Annotated in this window: 22 protein-coding genes; 11 read left to right on the top strand and 11 right to left on the bottom strand. The window is 71.3% G+C overall.

The window, feature by feature from the left end; all coding sequences use genetic code 11:
• Positions 1-2 precede the first annotated feature (2 nt).
• From MKD38_RS07475 to MKD38_RS07460, 4 genes are read left to right on the top strand one after another with little or no spacing between them, the layout of a single operon-like run.
• Positions 3-914, top strand: coding sequence for an ABC transporter permease (locus MKD38_RS07475; RefSeq protein ID WP_252675474.1), 912 nt, complete (start codon positions 3-5; stop codon positions 912-914).
• A complete protein-coding gene (locus MKD38_RS07470; RefSeq protein ID WP_252675473.1) occupies positions 907-1,800 on the top strand; it encodes an ABC transporter permease in 894 nt (297 codons plus the stop codon). Before MKD38_RS07475 ends, MKD38_RS07470 begins: the two co-directional genes overlap by 8 nt.
• Positions 1,797-2,843, top strand: coding sequence for an ABC transporter ATP-binding protein (locus tag MKD38_RS07465; RefSeq protein WP_252675472.1), 1,047 nt, complete (start codon positions 1,797-1,799; stop codon positions 2,841-2,843). Before MKD38_RS07470 ends, MKD38_RS07465 begins: the two co-directional genes overlap by 4 nt.
• Positions 2,844-2,866: 23 nt before the next feature.
• A complete protein-coding gene (locus MKD38_RS07460) occupies positions 2,867-3,832 on the top strand; it encodes an ABC transporter ATP-binding protein (RefSeq protein WP_252675471.1) in 966 nt (321 codons plus the stop codon).
• Between the two features lie 57 nt (positions 3,833-3,889).
• Here the strand turns inward: MKD38_RS07460 and bamE are convergent, their stop codons facing one another.
• Genes bamE through MKD38_RS07445 form a run of 3 tightly spaced genes read right to left on the bottom strand, consistent with a single transcriptional unit; the run spans position 3,890 to position 10,474 of the window.
• Entirely contained in the window at positions 3,890-4,438 is a 549-nt protein-coding gene (bamE, locus tag MKD38_RS07455; protein WP_252675952.1) for an outer membrane protein assembly factor BamE domain-containing protein, read from the bottom strand.
• A 58-nt stretch (positions 4,439-4,496) separates the two neighbouring features.
• A complete protein-coding gene (locus MKD38_RS07450; protein WP_252675470.1) occupies positions 4,497-8,663 on the bottom strand; it encodes a translocation/assembly module TamB domain-containing protein in 4,167 nt (1,388 codons plus the stop codon).
• Positions 8,663-10,474: an autotransporter assembly complex protein TamA gene (locus MKD38_RS07445; protein ID WP_252675469.1), complete on the bottom strand. Its 1,812-nt coding sequence runs from the start codon at positions 10,472-10,474 to the stop codon at positions 8,663-8,665. The genes MKD38_RS07450 and MKD38_RS07445 overlap by 1 nt, the downstream gene beginning before the upstream one ends.
• 190 nt (positions 10,475-10,664) lie before the next feature.
• Between MKD38_RS07445 and MKD38_RS07440 the strand changes: the two genes are divergently transcribed.
• The 3 genes from MKD38_RS07440 (at position 10,665) to panC (ending at position 12,771) form a co-directional block, all read left to right on the top strand.
• Positions 10,665-10,856 (top strand): DUF3460 family protein, encoded by a 192-nt coding sequence (locus MKD38_RS07440; protein ID WP_018008060.1) that lies wholly within the window; start codon positions 10,665-10,667, stop codon positions 10,854-10,856.
• Between the two features lie 34 nt (positions 10,857-10,890).
• Positions 10,891-11,784: a segregation and condensation protein A gene (locus MKD38_RS07435; RefSeq protein WP_115704430.1), complete on the top strand. Its 894-nt coding sequence runs from the start codon at positions 10,891-10,893 to the stop codon at positions 11,782-11,784.
• Positions 11,785-11,922: 138 nt separating this feature from the next.
• Positions 11,923-12,771, top strand: a complete 849-nt coding sequence (gene panC, locus MKD38_RS07430) for a pantoate--beta-alanine ligase (protein WP_252675468.1) — start codon at positions 11,923-11,925, stop codon at positions 12,769-12,771.
• Between the two features lie 54 nt (positions 12,772-12,825).
• Here the strand turns inward: panC and MKD38_RS07425 are convergent, their stop codons facing one another.
• Positions 12,826-14,019: a PepSY-associated TM helix domain-containing protein gene (locus MKD38_RS07425; protein WP_252675467.1), complete on the bottom strand. Its 1,194-nt coding sequence runs from the start codon at positions 14,017-14,019 to the stop codon at positions 12,826-12,828.
• A gap of 150 nt (positions 14,020-14,169) precedes the next feature.
• Entirely contained in the window at positions 14,170-15,687 is a 1,518-nt protein-coding gene (locus MKD38_RS07420) for a cobyric acid synthase (protein WP_252675466.1), read from the bottom strand.
• Positions 15,688-15,725: 38 nt separating this feature from the next.
• On the opposite strand from MKD38_RS07420, the gene cobU reads away from it, so the two are divergent.
• The 4 genes from cobU to MKD38_RS07400 are packed head-to-tail and all read left to right on the top strand — an operon-like array spanning position 15,726 to position 19,324.
• A complete protein-coding gene (gene cobU / locus MKD38_RS07415) occupies positions 15,726-16,418 on the top strand; it encodes a bifunctional adenosylcobinamide kinase/adenosylcobinamide-phosphate guanylyltransferase (protein WP_252675465.1) in 693 nt (230 codons plus the stop codon).
• Positions 16,412-17,386 carry an adenosylcobinamide-phosphate synthase CbiB gene (gene cbiB / locus MKD38_RS07410; protein WP_252675464.1) on the top strand — a complete coding sequence of 325 codons (975 nt, stop codon included), beginning with the start codon at positions 16,412-16,414 and terminating at the stop codon, positions 17,384-17,386. The genes cobU and cbiB overlap by 7 nt, the downstream gene beginning before the upstream one ends.
• Complete coding sequence (gene cobD, locus MKD38_RS07405; RefSeq protein ID WP_252675463.1) at positions 17,383-18,399, top strand: threonine-phosphate decarboxylase CobD; 1,017 nt, start codon at positions 17,383-17,385, stop codon at positions 18,397-18,399. Before cbiB ends, cobD begins: the two co-directional genes overlap by 4 nt.
• Before the next feature lie 13 nt (positions 18,400-18,412).
• Positions 18,413-19,324, top strand: a complete 912-nt coding sequence (locus MKD38_RS07400; RefSeq protein WP_252675462.1) for a cobalamin-binding protein — start codon at positions 18,413-18,415, stop codon at positions 19,322-19,324.
• On the opposite strand, the gene MKD38_RS07395 is transcribed toward MKD38_RS07400, so the two are convergent.
• Genes MKD38_RS07395 through MKD38_RS07370 form a run of 6 tightly spaced genes read right to left on the bottom strand, consistent with a single transcriptional unit; the run spans position 19,325 to position 24,263 of the window.
• Positions 19,325-19,906, bottom strand: a complete 582-nt coding sequence (locus MKD38_RS07395) for a histidine phosphatase family protein (RefSeq protein ID WP_252675461.1) — start codon at positions 19,904-19,906, stop codon at positions 19,325-19,327.
• Positions 19,891-20,727 (bottom strand): adenosylcobinamide-GDP ribazoletransferase, encoded by an 837-nt coding sequence (locus MKD38_RS07390; RefSeq protein ID WP_252675460.1) that lies wholly within the window; start codon positions 20,725-20,727, stop codon positions 19,891-19,893. Before MKD38_RS07390 ends, MKD38_RS07395 begins: the two co-directional genes overlap by 16 nt.
• A complete protein-coding gene (gene cobT, locus MKD38_RS07385; RefSeq protein ID WP_252675459.1) occupies positions 20,724-21,764 on the bottom strand; it encodes a nicotinate-nucleotide--dimethylbenzimidazole phosphoribosyltransferase in 1,041 nt (346 codons plus the stop codon). Before cobT ends, MKD38_RS07390 begins: the two co-directional genes overlap by 4 nt.
• A 27-nt stretch (positions 21,765-21,791) precedes the next feature.
• On the bottom strand, positions 21,792-22,424 hold the full coding sequence (gene cobO, locus MKD38_RS07380) for a cob(I)yrinic acid a,c-diamide adenosyltransferase (protein ID WP_252675458.1): 633 nt from the start codon (positions 22,422-22,424) through the stop codon (positions 21,792-21,794).
• Positions 22,417-23,259, bottom strand: coding sequence for an ABC transporter ATP-binding protein (locus MKD38_RS07375; RefSeq protein WP_252675457.1), 843 nt, complete (start codon positions 23,257-23,259; stop codon positions 22,417-22,419). Before MKD38_RS07375 ends, cobO begins: the two co-directional genes overlap by 8 nt.
• Positions 23,256-24,263 (bottom strand): FecCD family ABC transporter permease, encoded by a 1,008-nt coding sequence (locus MKD38_RS07370; protein WP_252675456.1) that lies wholly within the window; start codon positions 24,261-24,263, stop codon positions 23,256-23,258. The genes MKD38_RS07375 and MKD38_RS07370 overlap by 4 nt, the downstream gene beginning before the upstream one ends.
• Positions 24,264-24,267: the final 4 nt, after the last annotated feature.

The raw sequence follows: 24,267 nt of genomic DNA, 5'->3' as shown, positions 1-24,267 counted from the left end.
CCATGCCCATAGCCAAACGCCTGCTGCACGGCCTGATCAGCATCCTTGGCGCGAGCGTGATCATCTTCCTGATCTCGCGCCTGTCCGGCGATCCGCTCGCCTTGCTGCTGCCGGCCGACGCGCCACCCGAGGTCATCGAACAGACCCGCCAGCACCTCGGCCTGGACCGGCCGCTGGTGGCGCAGTACCTGGTGTTCCTGCGCAACGCCGTCACCGGCGACTTCGGCAACTCTTATCGCTGGCAGGAGCCGGCGCTTGGCCTGATCCTGGAGCGGCTACCGGCCACGGTGGAGCTGGCGCTGGCGGCGCTGGCGTTCTCGATCGCGATGGCGGTGCCGTTCGGCGTGCTGTCGGCGGTCTACCGCGGCTCGTGGTTCGACCGCTTTGCCAAGGTCTTCGCCATGGCGGGCCAGGCCATGCCCAACTTCTGGGTCGGCCTGCTGCTGATCCTGTTGTTCGCGGTGCAGCTGAACTGGCTGCCGGCCTTCGGGCGCGAGTCGTGGAACAGCCTGGTGCTGCCCGCGATCGCGCTGGGCTGGTATCCGGTGGCGGCGCAGACCCGCATGGTGCGCTCGGCCATGCTCGACGTGCTCGACAGCGACTACATCCGCATGGGCCGCGCCATGGGCCTGCCCGAGCGCGTGCTGATCTGGAAGTACGCGCTGCGCAACGCGGCGATTCCGCTGGTGACGATCCTCGGCGTCTACTTCGCGGCGATGCTGGGCGGCGCCTTCGTGGTCGAGGTCATCTTCGCCTGGCCCGGCGTCGGCCGCACCGTGGTCGAAGCCGTGTTCGCGCGCGATTTTCCCGTGGTGCAGGCGGGCGTGATGCTCACCTCCGTGCTGTTCGTGCTGTCCAACCTGCTGGTCGACCTGAGCTACGGCCTGATCGACCCGAGGATCCGCCATGCCTGAGATTGCCATCCCTCCCGCCGGCGCCAGCGCGGCGCCGGTGCGCCAGCGCCCGCGGCGCAACCTGCGCGGCCTGCCGTGGTTTGCGCTGGCGGTGCTGCCGCTGCTGCTGGCCTGCGCCATCGGCGGCGAGGCGCTGCTGCCGCACGATCCCAACGGCCTCGATCTCGGGCTCGCGTTCCAGCCGCCGGCGTGGCTGGCCGGCGGCAGCTGGGCCTATCCGCTCGGCACCGACAACATGGGCCGCGACCTGCTCACGCGCATCATGGCCGGCACCCGCATCTCGCTGGTGGTCGCGCTGTACGCCATCCTGATCTCGGGCGGCATCGGCACCGCCGCGGGCATGCTGGCCGGCTACTTCGGCGGGCGCCTGGACGCGCTGATCATGCGGCTGGTCGACATCCAGATGTCGATCCCGGCACTGGCGCTGGCGCTGGTGCTGGCGGCGGTGCTGGGGCCGGGCTTCGAGACCGTGGTGCTGGTGATCGTGGTCACCTACTGGACCTGGTACGCGCGCATCGTGCGAGGCGAGGTGATGTCGCTAAAGCAGCGCGACTACGTGGCGCTGGCGCGCGTGGCGGGCTGCGGCACGCTCACCATCTTCCGCCGCCACCTGCTGCCCAACCTGCTCAACACCCTGCTGGTGCTGGCCACGCTGCAGGTCGGGCAGGTGATCATCTTCGAAGCCTCGCTGAGCTTTCTGGGCCTAGGCATCCAGCAGCCCGACGTGTCCTGGGGACTGATGCTGGCCGATGCGCGCAACTACATCACCAACGCGTGGTGGGCCATCACCATGCCCGGCCTGGCGATCATGGCCACGTGCCTGGCGTCGAACCTGCTCGGCGACTGGCTGCGCGACCACTTCGACCCGAAACGGAGGCAGCTATGACCGGCCCGGACCCGCATGTGACCCAACGCCCGTTGCCAACGGCCGCCCCGGACACGTCTCCGCATGGCGCGCCGATGCTGTCGGTGCAGGGCCTGACCACCCACCTCGAACTGCGCCGCGGCCTGGTGCGCGCGGTCGACGGCGTCGACCTGCAGGTGAACCAGGGCGAGACCCTGGGCGTGGTGGGCGAGTCCGGCTCGGGCAAGTCCATGACCATCCTGTCGATCCTGCGCCTGCTGCCGCGCCAGGGCGGCGTGCGCCTGGGCGGCAAGGTGCTGCTCGATGGCGTGGACCTGCTGCAGCTGCCGGAAAAGACCCTGAGCACGCAGTACCGCGGCCGCAAGATCGCCATGATCTCGCAGGATCCGCTGACCTCGCTCAACCCGGTGTTCACGGTCGGCGACCAGGTCGGCGCGCCGCTGCACTACCACGGCCGCGCCAACAGCCGCGAGGCGCGTCGGCGCCAGGTGGTGCAGGTGCTGGAAAGCGTACGCATCCCCTCGCCCGAGACCCGGCTGGACGACTATCCGCACCAGTTCAGCGGCGGCATGCGCCAGCGCGTGGTGACCGGCATGGCCATCGCCAGCGCGCCGCGGCTGCTGGTCGCCGACGAGCCCACCTCGGCGCTCGACGTGACCATCCAGGTGCAGATCATGGCGCTGTTCCGCCGCATCCAGGCGCAGACCGGCGTCGGCATCATCCTGATCACGCACGACCTGGGCGTGGCGGCCAGCATCTGCCACCGGGTCGCGGTGATGTACGCCGGGCGCATCGTCGAGACCGGCGACGTGCGCACGCTTTACCAGCGCCCCGCCCATCCCTATACCCAGGCGCTGCTGCAGGCGATTCCCCGCTTCGGCGACCGGCGCGAGCGGCTGTACGCGATCGCCGGCAGCCCGCCCAGCCTGGTCGACCCGCCGCACGGCTGCCGCTTCGCGGCGCGCTGTCCGCACCGCAAGCCGCTGTGCGACGACGCCTATCCCCCCGAGATCGAACTGGAGTCCGGCCACAAGGTCAGCTGCTGGCTGGCCTCGGCCGGCTGAGACCGCGCAAGCCAGGAGGCGCCATGCTGCTTGAAGTGCAAGACCTGAAGAAGCATTTCCCCGCGCGCGGCGGTGGCACCGTGCGTGCCGTCGACGGCGTCAGCTTTGCCGTCGATGCCGGCCAGACCTTCGCGCTGGTGGGCGAGTCCGGCTGCGGCAAGACCACCATCGCGCGCCAGCTGCTGCTGCTCGAGCGCCCCAGCGCCGGCGCCATCCGCTTCGATGGCCGGGACGTGCTGGCGCTGGACCGCAAGGGCGTGCTGGCCTACCGGCGCCAGGTGCAGGCGGTGTTCCAGGACCCGTCGTCGTCGCTCAATCCGCGCCTGAAGGTCAGCATGCTGTTGGCCGAGCCGCTGCTGGCGCACGGCCAGGGCGGCAACCGCGCCGCGCTGCGGGCCCGGCTGCTGGAGCTGCTGGAGATCGTCGGCCTGCCGCCCGGCGCGCTCGACCTGTACCCGCACGAGTTCAGCGGCGGCCAGCGCCAGCGCATCGCGGTGGCGCGCGCGCTGGCGCTGCAACCGCGGCTGCTGGTGCTGGACGAGCCGACCTCGGCGCTGGATGTGTCGATCCGCGCGCAGATCGTCAACCTGCTGGTGGAGATCCAGCGCAGCTTCGGGCTGGCCTACGTGGTGATCGCCCATGACCTGGCGCTGGTGGAGCATTTCAGCTCGGCGGTGGGCGTGATGTACCTGGGCAATATGGCGGAAAGCGGGCCCAGCGCCGCGGTCTTCGGCGCGCCGCGCCATCCCTATACCCAGGCGCTGCTGGGCTCGGCGCCGCGGCCCGATCCGGACCACCAGCCCGCCGAAGGCCTGATCCTGGGCGATATCGGCTCGGCGCTGCACCCGCCGCCGGGGTGCAAGTTCCATCCGCGCTGCCCGCGCGCGCTGCCGGCGTGCGCGACGGAGGTGCCGCCGATGCGGCGGCTCGACCCGGCCGCCGGCGCTGCCATGCCGGCGCACCAGGCCGCCTGCCACCTGCTGCAGTAAAGCTTTACTGAAGGCCGACGGCAGGCAGGCGCGGGCCGCCGGGCCCGGCCAACTGCGTCAGCCGCCCTGCATGCGCGACGGATCGTCGCTGCGCGAGGTGGTGGTGACGCTGCCGTCGCTGTTGAAATGCACGTTGAAGAAGGCCTTGTCGGTCGAGGTTTCCATCCAGCGGTAGCCCCACACCTCTTCCTTCTTCAGCGCGAATGCCTCCACCCTGGTGGGCTTGCCCAGCAGGCGGCGGATGTCGTCCTTGCTCATGCCAGCGCGCACGCGCGCGAAATTCTCGGCCGACAGCACCTGCTCGATCTTCGCCACCTTGCCGTCGGCGCCGATGGTGACCATCCACGTGGTGGTGCCCTCGGGGCCGCGCGGGTATTCCAGCCGGCGCCCGCCGTCGGCCTCTTCCCAGACGATCTCGGGCTTGCCGGCCTGGCGGCGCAGCTCTTCCTCGGTCGACTGGCCCGGTACGATGCCCTTGAACAGCTCGCTGTCGGGCTTGATCGCGTTCCAGGTGTTGCGCGCTGTCTCGCCCGCCTTCTTCATGGCTTCGTCGACCTTCTGCTGGTCGCAGCCGAACAGCGCAAGCATCGAGGCAATCAGTCCCATGGCGGCAAGGCGTCGCGGCGACGCGGCAAAGGTCGAAGGGCGAACGGTCACAGCAAATTCACCGGCGCACCGGCTCGGCGATGACGGCCGAGGCCGCCTGTGCGGCGCTTTCGGGATCGAGTGGCTGGCTTTCATCCTGCTGGCTCCTCCTGGTGCCGCGATTCGGGGCCCCGCTGAACAGGTTGGCCCAGGTGTCGAAGCGGCGATTGAACAAGACCGACAAACCGTTGATGGAACCGCCCTTGGCAATCAGCGACCAGCGCCGCGAGAACTGCCAGGTCAGCTTCACCACGTTCGAGGCCGAGGTCAGGCTCTGCTCGTAGCCGACCGACATGCGGTCGGTGATGGCCTTGCCCATGCTGACCACCTGCTGGTCGTTCAGGCCCGCGGTGCTGGGGCCGATCGAGAATTCGTCGATGCCGAAATGCGAGACGATGCCCTTGCCGGCCCTGCCGCCGATCAGCCCCAGCGCGGCGCCGCCCAGCGCCGAGCCGCTCAGCTGGCGCTGCTGGCCGGCGCCGGCGCTTTCGGCGCCGTAGCCGAACATCAGCCACGACAGCTTGTCCTCGTCGGGCACATTGGGCTCCGACACCAGCCGCACGCGCGGCAGCCGCACCGTGCCGGTGACCTCGACGCCGGCCTCGACCTCCTGGTTGCGGCGCATGGCGCGGATGTTCATGTTCGGGTTGTCGATCGGCCCATTGAAATTGATGATGCCGCGTTCGATGTCCAGCTTGCGGCCGAAGGCCTCGTAGGTGCCGTCGGTGACGCGCACCGTGCCGGTGGCCTTCATCGGCGCCAGCGGTTCGCTCTTCACGCCCATCTGCCCGGCCAGCAGCAGGTCGGCGCCGGCACCGCGGAAGCGGAAGTTGTTGCCGAGGTCGACGGTCAGGTCGATCACCGGGCTGAAGCGGCTGGCGGGCTTGCTTTCCGGCACCGGCGTGGCCGCGGTCTTGACCGCGCGCTGGTCCTTGCGCCGGATCACCACGACATCGTCGCCCAGCACCGGCGCGCCGGCCTTGGGCAGGTCGAACAGGCCGCGGTCGACGCGGAACTTGCCGCGGATCACCACCTGCTTGTTCTCGTTGGCGATGCTGGCATCGCCCGACACCACCAGGGTGCGTTCCGGGCTGGCGAACAGCTGCAGCTTGTCGGCGACGATGCGGCCGGTCAGGTTGGGATCGGCCTCGCCCAGCTTGACGTTGCCGGTGGCGGTGAGCTTGCCCTCGCCGCCATGGAATTCCACCTGCCTGAGCTCGACCGTGTTCTGGTCCAGCACCACGCGCACGGTGCCGTCGGTCAGGCGCAGCCCCTGGTCGTACAGCGTGACCGCGAGGTTGTCGCCGTTGATGGTGCCGGTCAGCAGCGGCGCCGCCACCGTGCCGGCCAGCCGCATCGCCGCGGCCAGGCGGCCGTCGAAGGCGTATTGCGGGCCGGTCAGCGCTTCCAGCGACTTGAGCCGCGGCACGTCGACGGTGACGGTGCCGCCCAGCGTCGAGGCCGGGCCCACGGTCTGCAGCCCCTGCTCCTGCACCAGCCCGGCAGAGGCATCGACCACCACCTTGCCGATGCGGCCCGACACCATGCCGCCGCGCAGCGCGATGCGGTTGCCGCCGGCGTCGGCGCGCAGGCTGGTCTCGCCCAGGCCGAGCGTGGTGAAGCCCCGGCCCGCGTTGACCGAAAGGTCGCCGCTGCGCCGGCGCAGTTCCGCAAAGCCGGCGGCGGTCTCGGCCAGCGCCAGATTCCAGCGGCCGTCGATGACCAGGTCGGAGCGCACCGGCGGGCGCTCGCCGGTGATGGTTTCCATCAGCTCCAGCACGCGCCCCACCTGCAGGCCGTCGAGGCTGCCGGCGCTGCGGATGCGGCCGTGGTCCCAGTCGAGGCTGTCGATCGCCAGCGTGGCGCGGTCCAGCAGCAGGCGTGTGGCGCCCAGGCGCACGCGCTGGTCGGCCACCAGCAGCTGTGTCGGCGCAGCCAGGCGCAGGTTGACGGTGCCGCGCTCTTCGAGCGTGCGGATGGTGCCGTTCCAGCCGTCCTGGCCGCGCCACGCGCCCTGCCCCGCCAGCGCCAGCTGCAGCGGGCGCTGGTTCAGGCTGCCGGCCGCCTTGACGTCGAAGGCGTGGCTGGCCTGGGTGCCGTTGAGGGTGGCGTCGAGCGTGGCGAGGGTGGCGTGCGGGCCGCGGTAGCCGCGCGCCGCCAGCTGCACCGACAGCGGGCCGTCGAGCCCGCCGCGGATCTCGGCGCGGCCGCTGGCGCTGGCCAACTTGTGCGGGCCCATTTCCAGCGTTTGCGCGTTGTAGTCGGCCACCACCTCGGGCTTCTTCAGGGTGCCGGTGATGGTGGCGTCGAGCTTGAGCTGGCCGGCCACACCGAACTTCAGGCGCTCCAGCTGCGGCGCGTCGACCGCCAGCCTGAGCGCATCGCCGCGCGCGCCGAAGCTGCCGCGCAGGCTGGCCTGGTTGCCGGCCATGCTGAGCGCGGCCTCGCTCGGCAGCAGCCGCTCGCCCGCCAGGCGCAGCTTGCCGCCGCCGGTCATCGGCAGGCCCGCGTATTCGCTTTCATGCACGGCGAAGTCCAGCGCCACGCCGAGTTGCGGCGCGAGCTCGCCGGTCGCGCTGAAATCCGCATTGATCCGGCCCGCGGCCACCTTGGCCAGGCGCGACGGATCGAACGCCGACAGCTTGCCCTTGAAGCTGTACGGCTGCCTGTCCTTCAGCCCCAGCTTGCCCTCGGCGGTCAGCAGGCCGGTGCCGACCACGGCGCGCAGCGCGGCCAGGGTCACGGTCTCGGCGTCCATGCTGGCGTCGGCAAACAGCTTGAGCTGGCCGCCGGACAGGTCCAGCGCCACGCTCTGGCGGCCCGGCTCGAGGCGGACCACCACCGGGCCCGACAGGCTGGCGCTGGTCAGCGAGCCGTGCAGCGCCGCCGGGTCCAGCCTGCGCACGTCCAGGTCGAAGCCGCCGCGGCCGCCGCGCAGCGAGCCGCTGCCGGCGATCTCGGCCTTGCCCGCCAGCGCCACGCGCAGGTCCGACACCGTCTGCGCCGCCTCGCTCAGTTCCACGCGCGCGCGCACCGACTGCACCGGCAACCGCTCCCGGTCGAGCGGGCCCGCCTCCAGGTTGCGGATCTCGATCTCGCCCGCAACCGCCAGCGGCGCCGGCGCCGGCGCGGCCGCAGGGGCAGAGGCCGCCGATGCTGCCGATGGCGCGGAGGCGGGCGGCGCTGGCGCCGCAGGCGCCGAGGCCGCTGCCGCCCCGGCCGCATTGCTGCCGGCCGCCACGCCGTCCACCGGCCGCAGCTCGGCATGCACGGTCAGGTTGGCGTGCGGCGCCGACGGGCTGAACAGGCGCGGGTTGATGCGGTCGCCATCAACCAGCAGGTGCGTGAACGGCACCTTGCCGAACGGCGTCAGGTCGGCACCGGCACGCAGGTGGATGCGATCGCCGCTGGCCTGCAGCTCTGCGCGCAAGGCATCGAGATTGCCGTTGGCGGTGGCGTTGACGGCGAAGGCCTCGTCCTGCCAGCTGCTTTCCAGCAAGGCTTCGGCGCTGAGCGCGAACGGCGCGGCGGCGCCCAGCTGCGCGTTGGCGGCGAGCTTGCCGTAAGGCGTTTCCAGCTTGTCGACGCTGACACGGTGGTGCTGTCCGTCGCTGTGCAACGCGCCGGCCAGGTTGCCGAACACCATCGGCTCGGCCGTGGGCGCCGGGCCCTGCACCAGCACCAGGCGCTCGAGCGTCAGCGTATCGACATCGATGGCCAGCGGCAATTCGAGCGAAGCCGGCTTCTGCATCGGTTCCGTGCTGGGCTCCGACGGCCCGAGCCGCACTTCGGCCTTGCCGATGCGCAGCCACTGCACATGCAGCCGCCGCGGCTGCCAGCTCATGTTCCAGCTGCCGTCGACGCGGTCGACCGTGACCCGCGTCTGGCCGCTGGCGAACACCACGTCGCGCAAACGCAGGCCGTGCGCCACGGTGCCGCCTTCGAGTTGGCCGCTGAGCATGCCGGCCGACAGCCGCGTGGCCAGCGTCCACAGGTGGCGCGTGCCGGTTTCGGTGCGCAGCGCCGCCACGCCGGCGGCCGCCAGCACCACCACCAGCAACAGCAGGATGCCGGCCAGCCAGCCCAGCGCGCGCCACAGCCGCCGGCGCTTGCGCGGTGCCGGACCGGCGGGCGGCGGCGCGGCATCGCCGCCGCCGGGCACGGAAGGCAGGTCGTGCACGTTCATCAGAACGCCACCCCCAGCGAGATATGCGGCCGGAACTGCTGCTCCTGGATGCCATAGCCCACGTCCAGCTGCAGCGGGCCTACCGGCGTGCGCCAGCGCACGCCGATGCCCACGCCGTTGTAGATGGTCACGCCACGCAGGTCGTTGGCGGCGGTGCCGGCATCCCAGAACACGGCCACGCCCCAGTCCGGCTTGAACCAGTACTGGTACTCCAGGCTGCCGGTGGCCAGGTACTTGGCCGGCAGCACGCTGGCGCCGCTGGGCGTGCCGATCGACTGGTAGGTGTAGCCACGGATCGAATCGGTGCCGCCGGCGCGGAAGCGCAGCGTCGCCGGGATCTGGCTGGCACTGTCGCCGGTGACGTTGGCACCCAGCTCCAGCCGCGCCACCACCAGGTCGCGCTTGCCGACCGGCACGTACTGGCGGATCCGGCCGTACAGCCGCAGGAAGGTGGCGTCGCTGAGCACGTTCTTGGCGGCCACGCCGATCTGGGTGTTGATCACGTTGCCGCGGCGCGGGAACACCGGGTTGTCGACATCGCGCCGGGTCCAGGCGAAGGCCGGCACCAGCGCCTTGCTGATCTGGGCGGCCTGGCCCTCGGGCAGCAGCTTGTCATAGTAGAAGTCGAGCGACGTGGTGACGTCGTACTTCTCGCGCGAGCGCGAGCGCTTCAGGCCCGCGCGCAGGCTGGTGGTGTCGGTGTTCTCGATGTCGATGGTGCGCTCGTAGCTGCTGTAGACGCTGTTGCGGTAGGCACCGCGCGACGGCGGCATCGCCGCCTCGGCGAACAGGTAGGAACGCTTCTGCTCGATGCGCGCCTGCGAATCGAAGGTCCAGGCGCGGTTGAACAGATTGTAGTAGGAGTAGCGCCCTTCGACCTGCGCCCCGGTATCGGTGGTAAAGCCGACACCGCTGTTGAGCCGGTGCACCGGATATTCGCGCACGCGCACCGATACCGGCGCGGTGACCACGCCGTCGGGCGCCTGCTCGGCATCCGGCGGCGGCTCCAGGTCGACCTGCACGTTCGAGAAATACGGCTGGTTCTGGATCGCGCGCTGCAGCTCCAGCAGCCGCTCCACCCGGTACGGCTCGCCTTCGTTGAGCGGGTTGACGTTGACGATGATCTGTTCCGGGTAGCGGCGCGTGCCCGTGACCTTGAGCGCGCCCAAACGGTAGGCCGGGCCGCTGACGTAATGCGCCGACAGGTCCGCGCGCAGTTCGTCCGGCTCGACCCGCGCCTGCGACGCGGCCAGCCGCGCGCCGTAGTAGGTGTGGCTCTGCAGCGTCACCAGCGCGTCTTCCTTGGCCTTGTCCCAGTCGTTCTGGCGGAACGGCTCGCCCGCGGGCAGGCCCCATTTGGCCTTCATCTCCGCCACCTGTTCGGGCGACTGGGTCGCGGCCGGGCCGGTCACCTGCAGGTCGACGTTGCGGATCAGCGTGCGCGCGCCGGGGTCGACCATCACATGGACCACGCGCTTGTCCCCTTCGCCCTCGACGCGGGTAGTGGTGGTCGGATCGAAATAGCCTTCGGTGGAGGCGAAGGCCCGCACCTGCTCGCCGACGGTCTCGACCATGTAGTCGAACTGGTCCTGCGACAGGTCGGTGCGGTCCTTGTAACGGGCCAGGTCGAGGTGCTCCTCGAGCATCTCGCGGATCGGCTTGGGCGCTTCGACCTCGACCTTGTAGGCGGCCTGGACCGCACCTGCGGCAAGTGCCAGCACCAGCGCCCCGAGTACGCCCGGTGCGCGCGCGACAAGGCGCCTGGCGGCACGGCCAGCCGAGTCAGCGGTGTTAGCGGTGTCTTGCGGCATCGCCCTATTGTCCACACATACAAAGTCGGTATTTGACCACACCCGGCCGCGCGCCCGGAACTTTCCCACGCGTTGCGGTGCTCTCGCGGCCCCCGGGCGACGGTCTGGCGTGCATCCCGGGGGGCCGATACTGTAAAATCATGGCCCACTGTACCTATCTGGCGCCCGCACGGGTGCATCCCGGTTGAACATGGCCCTCTACGAATCCGATATCACCCAGTTCCTGAAGCAGCTCAAGCAAGAGCGCCCGACGCTGGAGGCCGAGCAGCGCGACGGCCGCGCCCTGCTGTGGGACAAGGCACCGATCGACCTCGAAGAGCGCGCCCGCGCCCAGGCTTCGCGCGTGGCGCAGAAGCCCTACGTCTACTCGCAGGACAACTGATCCCCGCCGCCCCCGAGCCCGAGCCGAACGCACCATGAGCGCAGCCGACCAGGACAAGCTGCCGCTGCCCGTGGAGCTGCCCGCCGTGGCGCCCGCTGCCGCCGCCGGCCCGGCCGGCCCCGCCGACATGGTCGACGGGATGGCGTTCGCGCGCCTGTACGGCGAGCCGCTGTTCAAGCTGCCGCAGGACCTCTACATCCCGCCGGACGCGCTCGAGATCTTCCTCGAAGCCTTCGAAGGCCCGCTGGACCTGCTGCTGTACCTGATCCGCAAGCAGAACTTCAACGTCCTCGACATCCCGATGTCGCAGGTGACGCGGCAGTACCTGTCGTACATCGAGCAGATTCGCAAGACCAACCTGGAGCTGGCGGCGGAATACCTGCTGATGGCGGCGATGCTGATCGAGATCAAGTCGCGCATGCTGCTGCCGGTCAAGAAGGCCGACAGCGACGAGGAAGCCGAGGACCCGCGCGCCGAGCTGGTACGCCGCCTGCTGGAGTACGAGCAGATGAAGCTGGCCGCGCAGCGCCTGGATACGGTGCCGCAGCTGGGCCGCGACTTCCTGCGCTCGCAGGTCTATATCGAGCAGAGCCTGGCGCCGCGCTTTCCCGACGTGGAAACCGTCGACCTGCAGGCGGCCTGGGCCGACGTGCTCAAGCGCGCCAAGCTCAACCAGCACCACAAGATCTCGCGCGAGGAGCTGTCCGTGCGCGAGCATATGAGCCAGATCCTGCGCCGGCTGCAGCATGCGCGCTTCATGGAGTTCTCGGAGCTGTTCGAGGACGCGGTGCGCTCCGGCAAGGGCGTGCCGGTGGTGGTGGTGAACTTCATCGCCATGCTGGAGCTGTCGCGCGAATCGCTGGTGGAGATCACCCAGGCCGAGCCGTTCGCGCCAATTTATGTGCGATTGGCGTACAGCCCCAGCTGACCCGTCCGAACCGCCGAGGCCAGCCCCACCCCAGTTGATCTACAATCCGCCGACAGCCGGCCCAGACCGGCACGGCAGCCGCCCCCCGCCGCGGACCGGCGCCCGGGTCACCCCTACACGACCAGCACACCAAGGCAGATGAAAGTCATTTCCTCCATCCAAGAGCTGCGGGACCAGTTGCGCGGCCAGAATCGCGCCGCGTTTGTCCCCACCATGGGCAACCTGCACGAAGGCCACCTGTCGCTGATGCGCCTGGCGCGCCAGCACGGCGATCCGGTGGTGGCATCCATCTTCGTCAACCGCCTGCAGTTCGGCCCGAACGAGGATTTCGACAAGTACCCGCGCACGCTGCAGGACGACATCGAGAAACTTCAGAGCGAAGGCGTCTACGTGCTGTTCGCGCCTTCCGAGCGCGACATGTACCCCGAGCCCCAGGAATACCGCGTCGAGCCGCCGCACGACCTGGGCGACATCCTGGAAGGCGAGTTCCGCCCCGGCTTCTTCAAGGGCGTGTGCACGGTGGTGATGAAGCTGTTCTCGTGCGCGCAGCCGCGCGTGGCGGTGTTTGGCAAGAAAGACTACCAGCAGCTGATGATCGTGCGCCGCATGGTGCAGCAGTTCGCGCTGCCGATCGACATCATTCCCGCCGAGACCGTGCGCGCCGAAGACGGCCTGGCGCTGTCGTCGCGCAACCGCTACCTGAGCCCGGACGAGCGCGCCGAGGCACCGGTGCTGTACCGCACCCTGCACGACGTGCGCGACACGGTGCTGGGCAGCGACCGCGCCTCGGCCGACCTGCTGGCGGTGGAGGCCAGCGCCCGCGCGTCGCTGGAACAGCGTGGCTGGAAGCCGGACTATGTGTCGATCCGCAAGCGCGTCGACCTGCAAGCGCCGACGCGCGAGGAATTCCTCGCCGGCGAGCCGCTGGTGATCCTGACCGCGGCCAAACTGGGCGCGACCCGGTTGATCGACAACCTGGAAATCTGAGCGGCGCGTCCGCGTCCGCCAAAGAAAAAGGCAGGCCCGGCGGCCTGCCTTTTTTCATGCCCGGCGCATGCCGGCGCGCTGCGCGCTCTTCACCACATGGCGCTGGTGGCCGCGCCGCCGTTTCCACCAGATCAGCGTGCCGGTCACGGCGAACGCCAGCGGCGCCAGCCCGAACAGCGTGATGAAGATCCGTCCCGGCAGGCCGAAGGCTTCGCCGGTATGCAGCGGAAACTGCCAGTTCAGCAGCGTGTCGCCGGCTGGCGCCTGATGCGGATCTCGCACGCCCAGGGGCGCGCCGGTCCAGGCATCGAGCCAGAGCCGCGTCGCGCCGGTGTGCTGGCGCACCTCGCCGGGCTGGCACAGCCGGATCTCGAAGGCATCGCCGGGCTTGCGCGGGAAGCCGATGCGGGTCACCTGCGCCTGCGGGAACTGCGCCTGCGCCGCGGCCATGATCTCGCCCGCCTCCAGCGGCCGCGCGCCCGCCGGCGCCGTTGTCGAGACATGCTTGGCCGGTGGCGTCACCGTCATCACGCCCGCCACGATCGGCGTCACCCACTTGGGCAGGTTCAGGTACCAGCCGGAAAACGCGATGACGGCCAGCACCGGCGCGACCAGGATGCCGCCGGCGCGGTGCAGCGAATAGTTGAAGCGCGACCATGAACCGCCATGCGTGATGCGGAACGCCTGCACCACCGAGCGCAGCTTCATCTTGGGCCACCACGCCGCCACCCCGACCAGCGTGGTCAGCAACAGCAGCATGCCGGCCACGCCGGTGATGGTCTTGCCGGTATCGCCCGACAGCAGGTAGCGGTGCAGGTGGAACAGCGTGGGCAGCAGCAGCCGGCGCGACAGGCCCGCCTCGCCCCAGACGCGCTCGCCCTTCACCGCCAGCGTGGCCGGATCGACCATCACCTGGCGCGAGCGCCCCGCCACCACGCCGCCGGGCCCCTTGACCGGATACCAGGCGATAAAGACGCCGTCGGCATGGGTCGGCAGCATCAGCAGGTTGGGCTTGCCGTAGGGCGGCGCCGCCAGCCGCTCGGTCACGGCCTGGACCGTGTCCGGGGTCACCGGCGCAGTCATCGGCGCGGACGCCACCAGCAGGTCGGGATTGAGCCAGGCGTCGAGCTCATCGCGCCAGGCGATGGTCATGCCGGTCAGTCCCAACAGGACGAACAGCAGGCCGAGACTCAGACCGATATAGCGATGCAGCTTGACGAGGACGACGCGCAGGCGGCCGGTGACCATGACGGGGGTGAAGTACGTTGAGCGGACGCTGCAAGGCGCGGAATATGGCGCCAAAGCCATACCGCGCCGCGGTGCGAATGCGAAGGATTCGCAATTCTAGCAGGGCCCTTTGGCACTGATGTTGCAGCCGGGGACGTCAGTGCGGCAACGTCAGCGCTGCAACGGCGCCAGCAGTGCCGCCAGGTCCAGGTGCGCCGCCATGGTGTCGGCCAGGCGCTCGATCGACGCTTCGCGCAGCGCGTCCAGGTCCACCGCCTGGGCCTGGTCCAGTCCGGCCCAGCGCAGCAGCGCCTGGCAGGCCGCGGGATCGTCGAACAGGCCGTGGACATAGGTGGCCAGCACCTGCCCGTCGGCCGAGCGCGCGCCGTCCGGCCGCATGGTGCCGTCGCCGCGGTCAAGCCATACGGCGGGCTGCTCCAGGCCCTTGCCAGTGGTGACGCCGAGGTGGATCTCGTAGCCGCGCACCGGTGCCCCGGCCGGGTCCGGCGCCAGCCGTCCGTGCACCTGGCGCAGTTGCTTGTCGGCGGCCAGCGTGGTTTCGTAATCGAGCCAGCCCAGGCCCGCGCTGCTGCCGGCGGGGCCCTCGCGGCCATCGGGATCGTGCACCTGCTGCCCCAGCATCTGCATGCCGCCGCAGATGCCGATCAGCTTGCCGCCGTAGCGCAGGTGTCGCGCCAGCGCCGCGTCCCAGCCCTGGGCCCGCAGGAAGTCGAGGTCGCCGCGCACGTTCTTGCTGCCGGGCAGCACCACCAGGTCGGCCGGCGGCATCGGCCGGCCCGGGCCGACAAACTGCAGGTCGACTTGCGGGTGCGCGCGCAGCGCGTCGAAGTCGGTATGGTTGGCGATGCGCGGCAGCACCGGCACGATCACGCGCAGCCGCTGCGCCGCCTGCCCCCCCTCAGCCTGCGCGCCGATGATGGCGTCCTCGGCGTCCAGGTGCAGGCCGTGCAGGTACGGCAGCACGCCAAACACCGGCTTGCCGGTACGCGCCACCAGCCAGTCCAGGCCCGGCTCCAGCAGCCCGAGATCGCCGCGGAAGCGGTTGATGATGAAGCCGGTCACGCGCGCGCGCTCGCTCGCGGACAGGCAGTCGAGCGTGCCCACCAGGTGCGCGAACACGCCGCCGCGGTCGATGTCCGCGACCAGCACCACCGGGCAGTCGACCTGCTCGGCAAACCCCATGTTGGCGATGTCGCGCTCGCGCAGGTTGACCTCGGCCGGGCTGCCGGCGCCCTCCACCAGCACCACCTCGTAGGCCTGCGCCAGGCGCGCGTGCGAGGCCAGCACCGCCTGCATCGCCTGCGGCTTGTAGTCGTGGTAGGCGCGCGCATCGAGGTCCAGCCGCGCGCGGCCGTGAATGATGACCTGGGCGCCGGTGTCGCTGCTGGGCTTGAGCAGCACCGGGTTCATGTCGGTATGCGGCGCCAGCCGCGCGGCCTGCGCCTGCAGCGCCTGGGCCCGGCCGATCTCGCCGCCGTCGGCGGTGACGGCGCTGTTGAGCGCCATGTTCTGCGGCTTGAACGGCACCACGCGCGTGCCGGCGCGGGCCAGCACCCGGCACAGGCCGGCGACGATGGTGCTCTTGCCGGCATCGGAGGTGGTGCCCTGGACCATCAGGGTGCCGCGCAGGGCACCCGGCGGTGGGGATTGCGGAGAGTCGGGTTGCATCGGCGGATTATCGCACCGGCGCGCACGCGGGCCGTGCCATGCCTGGATGCGGCGGCTACAATACGCGGATGGAAACCCCGGCCATCGCACCTGCCACCGCCCCTGCCGCCCAGCCGCGCGCTGCCGCCAGCGGGACCGGCGGCCGCCAGCTCACCCTGGTGCTGGGCGGCGCACGTTCCGGCAAGAGCCACTTTGCCGAACAGCTCGCCACCGACCACGCCACCGTCACCGGCGGGCCGGTCACCTACATCGCCACCGCGCACCAGGACCCGGCCCACGCCGACCAGGAACTGGAGGTCCGCATCGCGCTGCACCGCGCCCGCCGTCCCGCCGACTGGCGCCTGGTGGAAGAGCCGGTGCACCTGGCCGATGCGCTCTATGCCAACGCGCGCCACGACGGCTGCATCCTGGTCGATTGCATGACGCTGTGGATCAACAACCTGCTTTTCCCCAACGGCCGCAGCTATCCCGAGCATGGCGTGATCACGCCACCGGCGGCATTCACCGAAGAAATCGAGGCGCTGCTCAACGCGCTGCCGACGCTGCCGGGCCACGTGATCCTGGTCTCCAACGAGATCGGCTTCGGCGTGATCCCGATGGGCGCCATCACCCGCTTCTATGTCGATGAACTGGGTCGCCTGAACCAGAAGCTGGCCGCCGCCGCCGACTGCGTGCGGCTGCTGGTGGCGGGTATCCCGGTTGCGGTAAAGGGGCCCGATCCCGCATGCTGATGCTGGCCTGGCCGGCATGCGTGGCAGCGGCATGGATCGGGGCACTGCTGGACCGCTGGCTGGGCGAGCCGCGCCGCTGGCATCCGCTGGTGGGCTTCGGCCGCATCGCGGCCGCATTGGAACGACGCCTCAACCCTCCCTCGCAACGTAGTACGCCATGGCGCCAGCGCCTTGCCGGGCTTGCCGGCTGGTGCGTGCTGGTGCTCGCCCCGGCCGCGCTGGCATGGTGGCTGGTGGCCGCGGCGGCCCGCTGGCATCCGCTCGCCGCGCTGGCGCTGCATGCACTGGCGCTGTACGCGGCGCTGGGCGCGCGCAGCCTGCACCAGCATATCGCCCCGATCGCCGACGCGCTGCGCGCGGCCGACCTGCCCGCCGCGCGCGCGCTGACCGCGCGCATCGTCTCGCGCGACACCGCCGATGCCGACGCCGAGGCGCTGGCCCGCGCCGCCTGCGAATCGACGCTGGAAAACGGCAACGACGCGGTGTTCGGGGCGCTGTTCTGGTTCCTGGTCGGCGGCGCGCCGGCGGTGATCGTGTTCCGCCTGGCCAATACGCTCGATGCGATGTGGGGCTACCGCACGCCGCGGCTATTGCATTTCGGCTGGGCCGCGGCGCGCCTCGACGATGCGCTCAACCTGGTGCCGGCACGGCTGACCGCGCTGTCGTATGCGCTGCTCGGCGCCACCGCACAGGCGCTGCGCTGCTGGCGCACGCAGGCGCCGGCGTGGTCGAGCCCCAATGCCGGCCCGGTGATGGCCGCGGGCGCCGGCGCGGTCGGCGTGCTGCTTGGCGGCCCGGCGCGCTATCACGGTGAAATCGAGCAACGCCCGCCGCTGGGCGCCGGCACCGCGCCGCAAGCAGCGCATGTGATGGCCTGCCTGCGGCTGGTCGAACGCACGCTATGGCTATGGCTGGCACTGGCGACAGCCAGCGCGCTCGCCGCCTTGATGCGCTCCGCACCGGCATGAGCACCGCCTTGCCCCCGATCCGCCATGGCGGCGACCTGCTCGCCGCGGTGCGCCGCTACGGCCGCCCGGCTGACGACTGGCTCGACCTGTCCACCGGCATCAACCCCGACGGCTATGCGGTGCCGGCGCTGCCGGCGCAGGTATGGCAGCGGCTGCCGCAGGACGACGACGGCCTGGCCGAACTGGCCGCGGCGGCATGCGGCGCGCCCCATGCGCTGCCGGTGGCCGGCTCGCAGGCCGCGATCCGCACGCTGCCGGCGCTGCTGCGCCCGGGCCGGGTCGGCATCGCCGCGCTGGGGTACAGCGAATACGCGCCGGCGTTCGCCGCCGCGGGGCACACCGTGGTGCTGCTGGACGAAGCGGGCTTCACGCGGCCTGATCTGCCGGACGCGCTCGATCATCTGGTCGTCGTCAACCCGAACAACCCGACCGCGCGCGTCCTGCCCGCTGCCACGCTGCTGCGCTGGCATGCCGCGCTGGCCGCGCGCGGCGGCACGCTGCTGGTCGACGAAGCCTTTATCGATTGCCTGCCCGGCGCTTCCGTCGCCGCGCATAGCGGCAGCCACGGGCTGGTGGTGCTGCGCTCGATCGGCAAGTTCTACGGGCTGGCCGGCATCCGCTGCGGCTTCGTGCTGGCACAGCCCGCGCTGCTCGACGCGCTGCGCGCGCGCCTGGGCCACTGGACCGTCGCCGGCCCCGCGCGCGAGGTGGCACGCCGCGCGCTGGCCGACCGGGCGTGGCAGCAGGCCGCCCGCGCCCGGCTGCAAGCGCGCGGGGCGCGACTGGCCGCGCTGCTGGACCGCCACGGCCTGCCGCCGGTGATGCATCCCTTGTTCTGCTGGGTTCCGCATCGCGACGCGGCGCGGCTGCACCACGCGCTGGCGCAGCACGGCGTCTGGACCCGCTATTTCGATGCCGCCGGCGGCTGCGCGCCGAGCCTGCGACTTGGCCTGCCACCGGACCAGCCGCCGGCCTGGCAGCGGCTGGACGCGGCACTGGCGGCCGCTGCCTGACCTTGACCATGCCATGCCGAATCGCCTGACTCCTGTCATCGCCTGCGCCCTGCTGCTCGCGGCGCTGCCCGCCACCGCCACCGCCACGGTCTCCACCATCGATGACGCCGGCCAGACCGTGACCCTGGCCCAGCCCGCGCGCCGCGTGGTCTCGCTGGCGCCGCACGTCACCGAGATGCTGTTCGCCGCGGGCGCGGGCGACCGCATCGTCGGCACCGTCAACTACAGCGACTACCCGCCGCAGGCGCGCGCGATCGCGCGCGTCGGCGACAACAAGGCGCTGGACCTGGAGCGCATCGCCGCGCTCAAGCCCGACCTGATCGTGGTGTGGCGCCACGGCAATGCGCAGAAGCAGGCCGACCGGCTGCGCGCGCTCGGCATCCCGCTGTTCTACAGCGAGCCGCGCAAGCTGGCGGCGATCCCGGACAATATCGAGAAGCTCGGCACGCTGCTCGGCACCGAGGCCACCGCGCGGCGCGCCGCCGACGGCTTCCGCCAGCAGGTGGAAACCCTGCGCAAAACTTATGCGACGCGCCCGCCGGTGACGGTGTTCTACCAGGTCTGGCAGCAACCACTGATGACGCTCAACGGCCAGCACCTCGTCAGCGACATGCTGGCGCTGTGCGGCGGCCGCAACCTGTTCGCGGCCGAGACGCCGCTGGTGCCGACCGTGTCGGTCGAAGCGGTGATCGCCGGCAATCCCGAAGCGATGGTGACGGCGGGCATGGGCGCCACGCGCTCGGACCAGCCGTTGCCGGATTTCGAGATGTGGCGGCGCTGGAAGCAGGTCACGGCGGTGGCGCGCAACAACCTGTTCGTGATCGACGGCGACCTGCTCAACCGTGCCGGCCCTCGCGTGGTGCAGGGCGCGGCGCAGCTGTGCAAGGACCTCGACACCGCGCGCAGCCGCCGGCCGGCACGTTGATCAGCCGGCGCGGTTCCACCAGCCCAGCCGTGCTCCGCCCCGTCCCAGCCCGAAGCCGCAGCTGGCGCCGAAGCCCAGTTCCCAGTTGACCGTGGTCGCCAGCGGCACGCCCAGCCAGTGCGCCGCCAGCATGCGCATCGGCCCGGCATGGCCGACGACCCAGAGACATTGCGCGCGAGCTTCGGCCAGCGTCGCGGCCCAGCCAACCACCCGCGCCATCGCCTGTGCCGGCGATTCGCCGCCATGCGGACGCGCATGCAGCAGGTCGGCCGCCCACTGGTCGAGCGCGCCGCGGTCGATCGCATCCCAGGCCACGCCCTCCCAGCTGCCGAAGTCGATTTCGCGCAGGGCGGGTTCGGTGTCGATGTCCGGCACGCCGCCGGGCCATGCCTGGGCCAGCGCCTGCGCCGTGCCCAGCGCGCGCGCCAGCGGGCTGGCCACGATGCGATCCGGTGCCGGCAGGCCGGCAACGATGCGCGCGGCGGGCGGGGTCAGCGGTGCGACCAGCGGCAAGTCCAGGCAGCCATAGCAGGTACCCGCCGGCACCTGCGGCTGCGCATGGCGGATCAGGACCACGTCCATGCCGCGGCCACCAGGTAGAGCAGCATTTCGGCGCATTGCTGGGCCATGCCCAGGCAGTCGCCGGTATAGCCGCCGATGCGGCGCACGAAGTAGCGGCCGAGCAGCAGGCGCAAAACCAGCAACGCTGCCAGGGCCGCCGCGCCGAACCCCGGCGACACCAGCCACAGCGGCACCAGCCCGCACAGCAGCGCGAACGCCAGGCCAGCACCGGCCAGCTTCTGCGCCACCGGCTTGGCCTTGCCCTCGGGGCGCACGTAGGCCAGCGTGGCGAGATAGCTGACCGCCATCGCGCGGCTGGCGGCATGCGCGGCGACCAGTACGGCAAGCAGCACCGCGATGCCGCCGCGCCCGGCGATCGCCACCAAGAGCTGCCACTTCAGCAGCAGCGCCACCACCAGCGCAATCGCGCCAAACGCGCCGATGCGCGAATCGTGCATGATGCGCAGCACGTCGTCGCGCTGCCACGCACCACCGAAGGCGTCGACGCAATCGGCCAGCCCGTCTTCATGGAAGGCGCCGGTCAGCAACAGCGTCGCGGCCATGCCCAGCAGCACGGCCACGCCGGGCGGCCACCACAGCGCCGCACCCCAGGTGACCAGCGCGCCCGCGCCGCCCACCAGTAGCCCGACCAGCGGGAAATAGCGCGCCGCGGCGTGCAGGTAATGCGGTTCGAATCCGACCCAGCGCGCCAGCCAGCCCGGCAGCGGCACGCGCGTGAAGTAGCCCAGCGCCGTCAGGAAATAGCGGAGTTCGCCAGCCACGCCCGCGGGGCTGCGGGGATCGGGGCTGGGTGCAGGCACCGGGTCGGTCGGCACGCTCATGGCGACGCGGTGCTGACGCCCGCGCCGCTGAAGGTGGCCATCTCGCTCAGGAACGCCACGGCCGAGGCCAGCAGCGGCCAGGCCAGCGCGCAACCCGTGCCTTCGCCCAGGCGCAGGTCCAGCGCCAGCAGCGGCGCGGCATCGAACTGCGCCAGCAGCGCGCGGTGGCCGCGCTCGTGCGAGCAGTGCGTGAACACGCAGTACTGCAGCACGTTGGGGTCCAGCCGCTGCGCCACCAATAGCGCGGCCGTGGCGATAAAGCCGTCGACCAGGATCACCATGCGGCTGGCCGCGGCGGCCAGGAAGGCGCCAGCCATCATCGCGATCTCGAAGCCGCCGAAAGTGGCCAGCACGTCCAGCGGCGTCTGCGCCCCGGCATGCCGCGCCAGCGCGCCGGCCAGCACCTCGCGCTTGCGCGCCAGGCCGGCATCGTCCAGGCCGGTGCCGCGCCCGATGCAATCCTCCAGCGTCAGGCCGGTCAGCCGCTGCATCAGGCACGCCGCGGCCGAGGTATTGGCGATGCCCATCTCGCCGAAGCCGACCACGTTGCAGCCCTGCTGCGCATGGCGCAGCACGCGCGCCATGCCGGCGGTCATCGCCGCGGCGGCCTGCTCCGGCGTCATCGCCGGCTCCTCCGCGAAGTTGCGGGTGCCATCGGCGATACGGCAGTTGACCAGTCCCGGCGCCGCCGGCAGCGGCACGCGCACGCCCGCGTCGACGATCTCCAGCGCGATGCCGTGCTGGCGCGAGAACACGTTGATCGCCGCGCCGCCGGCCAGAAAGTTCTGCACCATCTGCGCCGTGACCTCGGCCGGATAGGCGCTGACACCGGCGTCGGCGACGCCATGGTCGGCGGCGAACACGATCACCGTGGGCCGACGCAGCACAGGCCGCGCGGTGCCCTGGATCAGGCCCAGCTGCAGGGCCAAGGCTTCAAGCCGGCCGAGCGCGCCGAGCGGCTTGGTCTTGTCGTCGATGGCGGCCTGCAGCACCGGGCGCAGCGCGTCGTCGAGCGGAGGGATTTCGGGAAACTGCATGATGCGGATACTCGGAAAGAAAACGGGCTACATTTCCACGCCGCGCTGGGCCTTGATGCCCTGCTGGAACGCGTGCTTGACCGGGGTCATGTCGGTGACGGTGTCGGCCGCCTCCACCAGCGCCGGCGGCGCGCCGCGGCCGGTAATGACCACGTGCTGCATCGGCGGGCGCGCGCGCAGGTCGGCGATGACCTGCTCCACATCAAGATAGTGCAGCTTGAGCGCGATGTTGAGTTCGTCGAACAACACCAGGCCGATGCCGGGATCGCGCAGCATGCCGCGCGCCACCTCCCACGCGGCCTCGGCCTTGGCCACGTCGCGGGCACGGTCCTGGGTTTCCCAGGTATAGCCCTCGCCCATCACGTGGAAGGCGCATTGGTCGGGAAAGCGGCGCAGGAACATTTCTTCGCCGGTCGGCTGCGCGCCCTTGATGAACTGGACCACGCCGGTGCGCATGCCGTGGCCGAGCGCGCGCACCACCATGCCGAAGCCGGAGCTGGACTTGCCCTTGCCGTTGCCGGTGGTGATGACGATCACGCCGCGCTCGTCCTGAGCGGCGGCGATCTTGGCGTCGATGACTTCCTTCTTGCGCACCATGCGCGCCTGGTGGCGGGCATCGCGGTCGGGGTCCTGCGGGGCGGGGTTGTGGTGTTCAGTCATGGTGTAAGTTTGGTGTGCTCGGGCGCGCGCCATCGGGAACCAGCGCGGTATGCACGCCGTCGGTCACGCTGACGATCGCGGTGCGCAGCGCGCGCGAGCAGTGTTCGGGGGTGAGCACCTGCGCGGCAGGGCCGTGCAGCGCGGTGCCGTCTTCGGCCATCAGCAGGGCATGGGTGGCGTAGCGCAGCGCCAGCGTCAGGTCGTGCAGGATCACCACGATGGCGTGGCGCCCCGCCCTGGCCAGCGTGGCCAGCTGCTCCAGCACCAGGATCTGGTGGCGCAGGTCCAGGTGCGAGACTGGTTCGTCCAGCAGCAGCAGCGGCGCCTGCTGCGCCAGCGCCGCGGCCAGCGACACGCGCTGGCGTTCGCCGCCGGACAGGGTCAGCACATCGCGCGCGGCCAGCGCCTCGATATCCATGGCGCGGATCACGTCGTGCACGATGCGGTCGTCCTCGCGCCCGCTCCAGCCCCAGCCGGACAGGTGCGGATGGCGGCCCACGCGCACGGCGTCGAGCACCGGCATCGGGAAGGTGTCGTGCACGGCTTGCGGCAGATAGGCGCGCTGGCGCGCCAGCAGCGCGGGGTCGACCAGCGCCGGCGCGGTGCCGTCGATCTCGACGCTGCCACCGTCGGCGTGGCGCAATCCGGCCAGCACCGTCATCAGCGTGGACTTGCCGGCGCCGTTGGGGCCGGCGATGCACCACAGCTCGCCGGGGCCGATGGCCAGGCTCAGGCGCTCCACCAGCACGCGCTGGCTGGTGCGCAGGTGCAGCTCGCGCAGCGCCAGGCGCGGACAGGCAGCGAGCGGAACGGACCAGTGCGCGCCTGCGCTCATCGCGGCCTCCGCAACAGCAGGTACAGGAAGGTCGGCACGCCCAGCAGCCCGGTGATCACCCCTACCGGCAACTGCGCCGGCGCCACCACGGTGCGCGCGATCAGGTCGGCGGCCATCAGCAGCGCGCCGCCCAACAGCGTCGCGGCCGGCAGCAGCATGCGCTGGTCGTTGCCCCAGGCGAGCCGCACCAGGTGCGGCACCACCAGCCCCACAAAGCCGATCGAGCCGGCGGTGGTGATGGCCGCCGCAATGCACAGCGATGCCAGCATGAAGGTCGCCAGCCGCACGCGCCCGACGCGCACGCCCAGCGCCTGCGCCACGGTCTCGCCCAGCAGCATCACGTTGAGCGCGCGCGCCATCGGCATGGCCAGCAGCAGCGCCGCCGCCAGCATGGCCAGCGCGCCGCCGTAGCTGGCGGTGCCGCCCAGGTCGCCGGTGAGCCAGAACAGCATGCCGCGCAGGCGCGACTCCGGCGCGATTGACAGGATCAGCGTAATCACCGCGCCCCAGCCGGCGGCCAGGATCACGCCGGTCAGCAGCAGCCGCGCGCCGGCCTCGCGATGGCCGCCCTGCACCTGCGGATGCAGCAGGTCGCGCCGCGCCAGCGAGGCCACCAGCACCATCGCCAGCAAGGCGCCGAGCGCCGCGGCCGCCTGCACGCCCCACCACGGCGCCAGCGCCAGCATTGCCAGCAGCGCGGCGGTGGAGGCGCCGCCCGATACGCCCAGCACGTAGGGCTCGGCCAGGGGGTTGCGCAGCAGCACCTGCATCAGCGCACCCGACAGGGCCAGCAGCCCGCCGCAGGCAAAGGCCGCGGCCGCGCGCGGCAGGCGCAGCTCATGCACGATGGCGCCGGCGGTGCCGGTGTCGGCGCCGCTGAGCGCCAGCCACAGCTGGCCCGCATCGAGCGCAACGCTGCCCAGCGCCAGCGACAAGGCGAACGCCAGCAGCGCCGCGAACGCCAGCACCAGCCAGATTGCGAGGGCGCGCCGGAACTCAGACATGGAA

It is taken from the genome of Cupriavidus sp. WGlv3 (assembly GCF_023952475.1).
Taxonomy (GTDB): domain Bacteria; phylum Pseudomonadota; class Gammaproteobacteria; order Burkholderiales; family Burkholderiaceae; genus Cupriavidus; species Cupriavidus phytorum.
Note: the sequence above shows the minus strand (reverse complement) of the source record. Positions and strands in the feature narration are given on the sequence as shown.

Excerpts from the sequence above, each read along its gene's own strand:
- MKD38_RS07475 (WP_252675474.1), top strand. The coding sequence starts at position 3 with ATGCCCATAGCCAAACGCCTGCTGCACGGCCTGATCAGCATCCTTGGC.
- MKD38_RS07470 (WP_252675473.1), top strand. The coding sequence starts at position 907 with ATGCCTGAGATTGCCATCCCTCCCGCCGGCGCCAGCGCGGCGCCGGTG.
- MKD38_RS07465 (WP_252675472.1), top strand. The coding sequence starts at position 1,797 with ATGACCGGCCCGGACCCGCATGTGACCCAACGCCCGTTGCCAACGGCC.
- MKD38_RS07460 (WP_252675471.1), top strand. The coding sequence starts at position 2,867 with ATGCTGCTTGAAGTGCAAGACCTGAAGAAGCATTTCCCCGCGCGCGGC.
- bamE (WP_252675952.1), bottom strand. The coding sequence starts at position 4,438 with ATGGGACTGATTGCCTCGATGCTTGCGCTGTTCGGCTGCGACCAGCAG.
- MKD38_RS07450 (WP_252675470.1), bottom strand. The coding sequence starts at position 8,663 with ATGAACGTGCACGACCTGCCTTCCGTGCCCGGCGGCGGCGATGCCGCG.
- MKD38_RS07445 (WP_252675469.1), bottom strand. The coding sequence starts at position 10,474 with ATGCCGCAAGACACCGCTAACACCGCTGACTCGGCTGGCCGTGCCGCC.
- MKD38_RS07440 (WP_018008060.1), top strand. The coding sequence starts at position 10,665 with ATGGCCCTCTACGAATCCGATATCACCCAGTTCCTGAAGCAGCTCAAG.
- MKD38_RS07435 (WP_115704430.1), top strand. The coding sequence starts at position 10,891 with ATGAGCGCAGCCGACCAGGACAAGCTGCCGCTGCCCGTGGAGCTGCCC.
- panC (WP_252675468.1), top strand. The coding sequence starts at position 11,923 with ATGAAAGTCATTTCCTCCATCCAAGAGCTGCGGGACCAGTTGCGCGGC.
- MKD38_RS07425 (WP_252675467.1), bottom strand. The coding sequence starts at position 14,019 with ATGGTCACCGGCCGCCTGCGCGTCGTCCTCGTCAAGCTGCATCGCTAT.
- MKD38_RS07420 (WP_252675466.1), bottom strand. The coding sequence starts at position 15,687 with ATGCAACCCGACTCTCCGCAATCCCCACCGCCGGGTGCCCTGCGCGGC.
- cobU (WP_252675465.1), top strand. The coding sequence starts at position 15,726 with ATGCCTGGATGCGGCGGCTACAATACGCGGATGGAAACCCCGGCCATC.
- cbiB (WP_252675464.1), top strand. The coding sequence starts at position 16,412 with ATGCTGATGCTGGCCTGGCCGGCATGCGTGGCAGCGGCATGGATCGGG.
- cobD (WP_252675463.1), top strand. The coding sequence starts at position 17,383 with ATGAGCACCGCCTTGCCCCCGATCCGCCATGGCGGCGACCTGCTCGCC.
- MKD38_RS07400 (WP_252675462.1), top strand. The coding sequence starts at position 18,413 with ATGCCGAATCGCCTGACTCCTGTCATCGCCTGCGCCCTGCTGCTCGCG.
- MKD38_RS07395 (WP_252675461.1), bottom strand. The coding sequence starts at position 19,906 with ATGGACGTGGTCCTGATCCGCCATGCGCAGCCGCAGGTGCCGGCGGGT.
- MKD38_RS07390 (WP_252675460.1), bottom strand. The coding sequence starts at position 20,727 with ATGAGCGTGCCGACCGACCCGGTGCCTGCACCCAGCCCCGATCCCCGC.
- cobT (WP_252675459.1), bottom strand. The coding sequence starts at position 21,764 with ATGCAGTTTCCCGAAATCCCTCCGCTCGACGACGCGCTGCGCCCGGTG.
- cobO (WP_252675458.1), bottom strand. The coding sequence starts at position 22,424 with ATGACTGAACACCACAACCCCGCCCCGCAGGACCCCGACCGCGATGCC.
- MKD38_RS07375 (WP_252675457.1), bottom strand. The coding sequence starts at position 23,259 with ATGAGCGCAGGCGCGCACTGGTCCGTTCCGCTCGCTGCCTGTCCGCGC.
- MKD38_RS07370 (WP_252675456.1), bottom strand. The coding sequence starts at position 24,263 with ATGTCTGAGTTCCGGCGCGCCCTCGCAATCTGGCTGGTGCTGGCGTTC.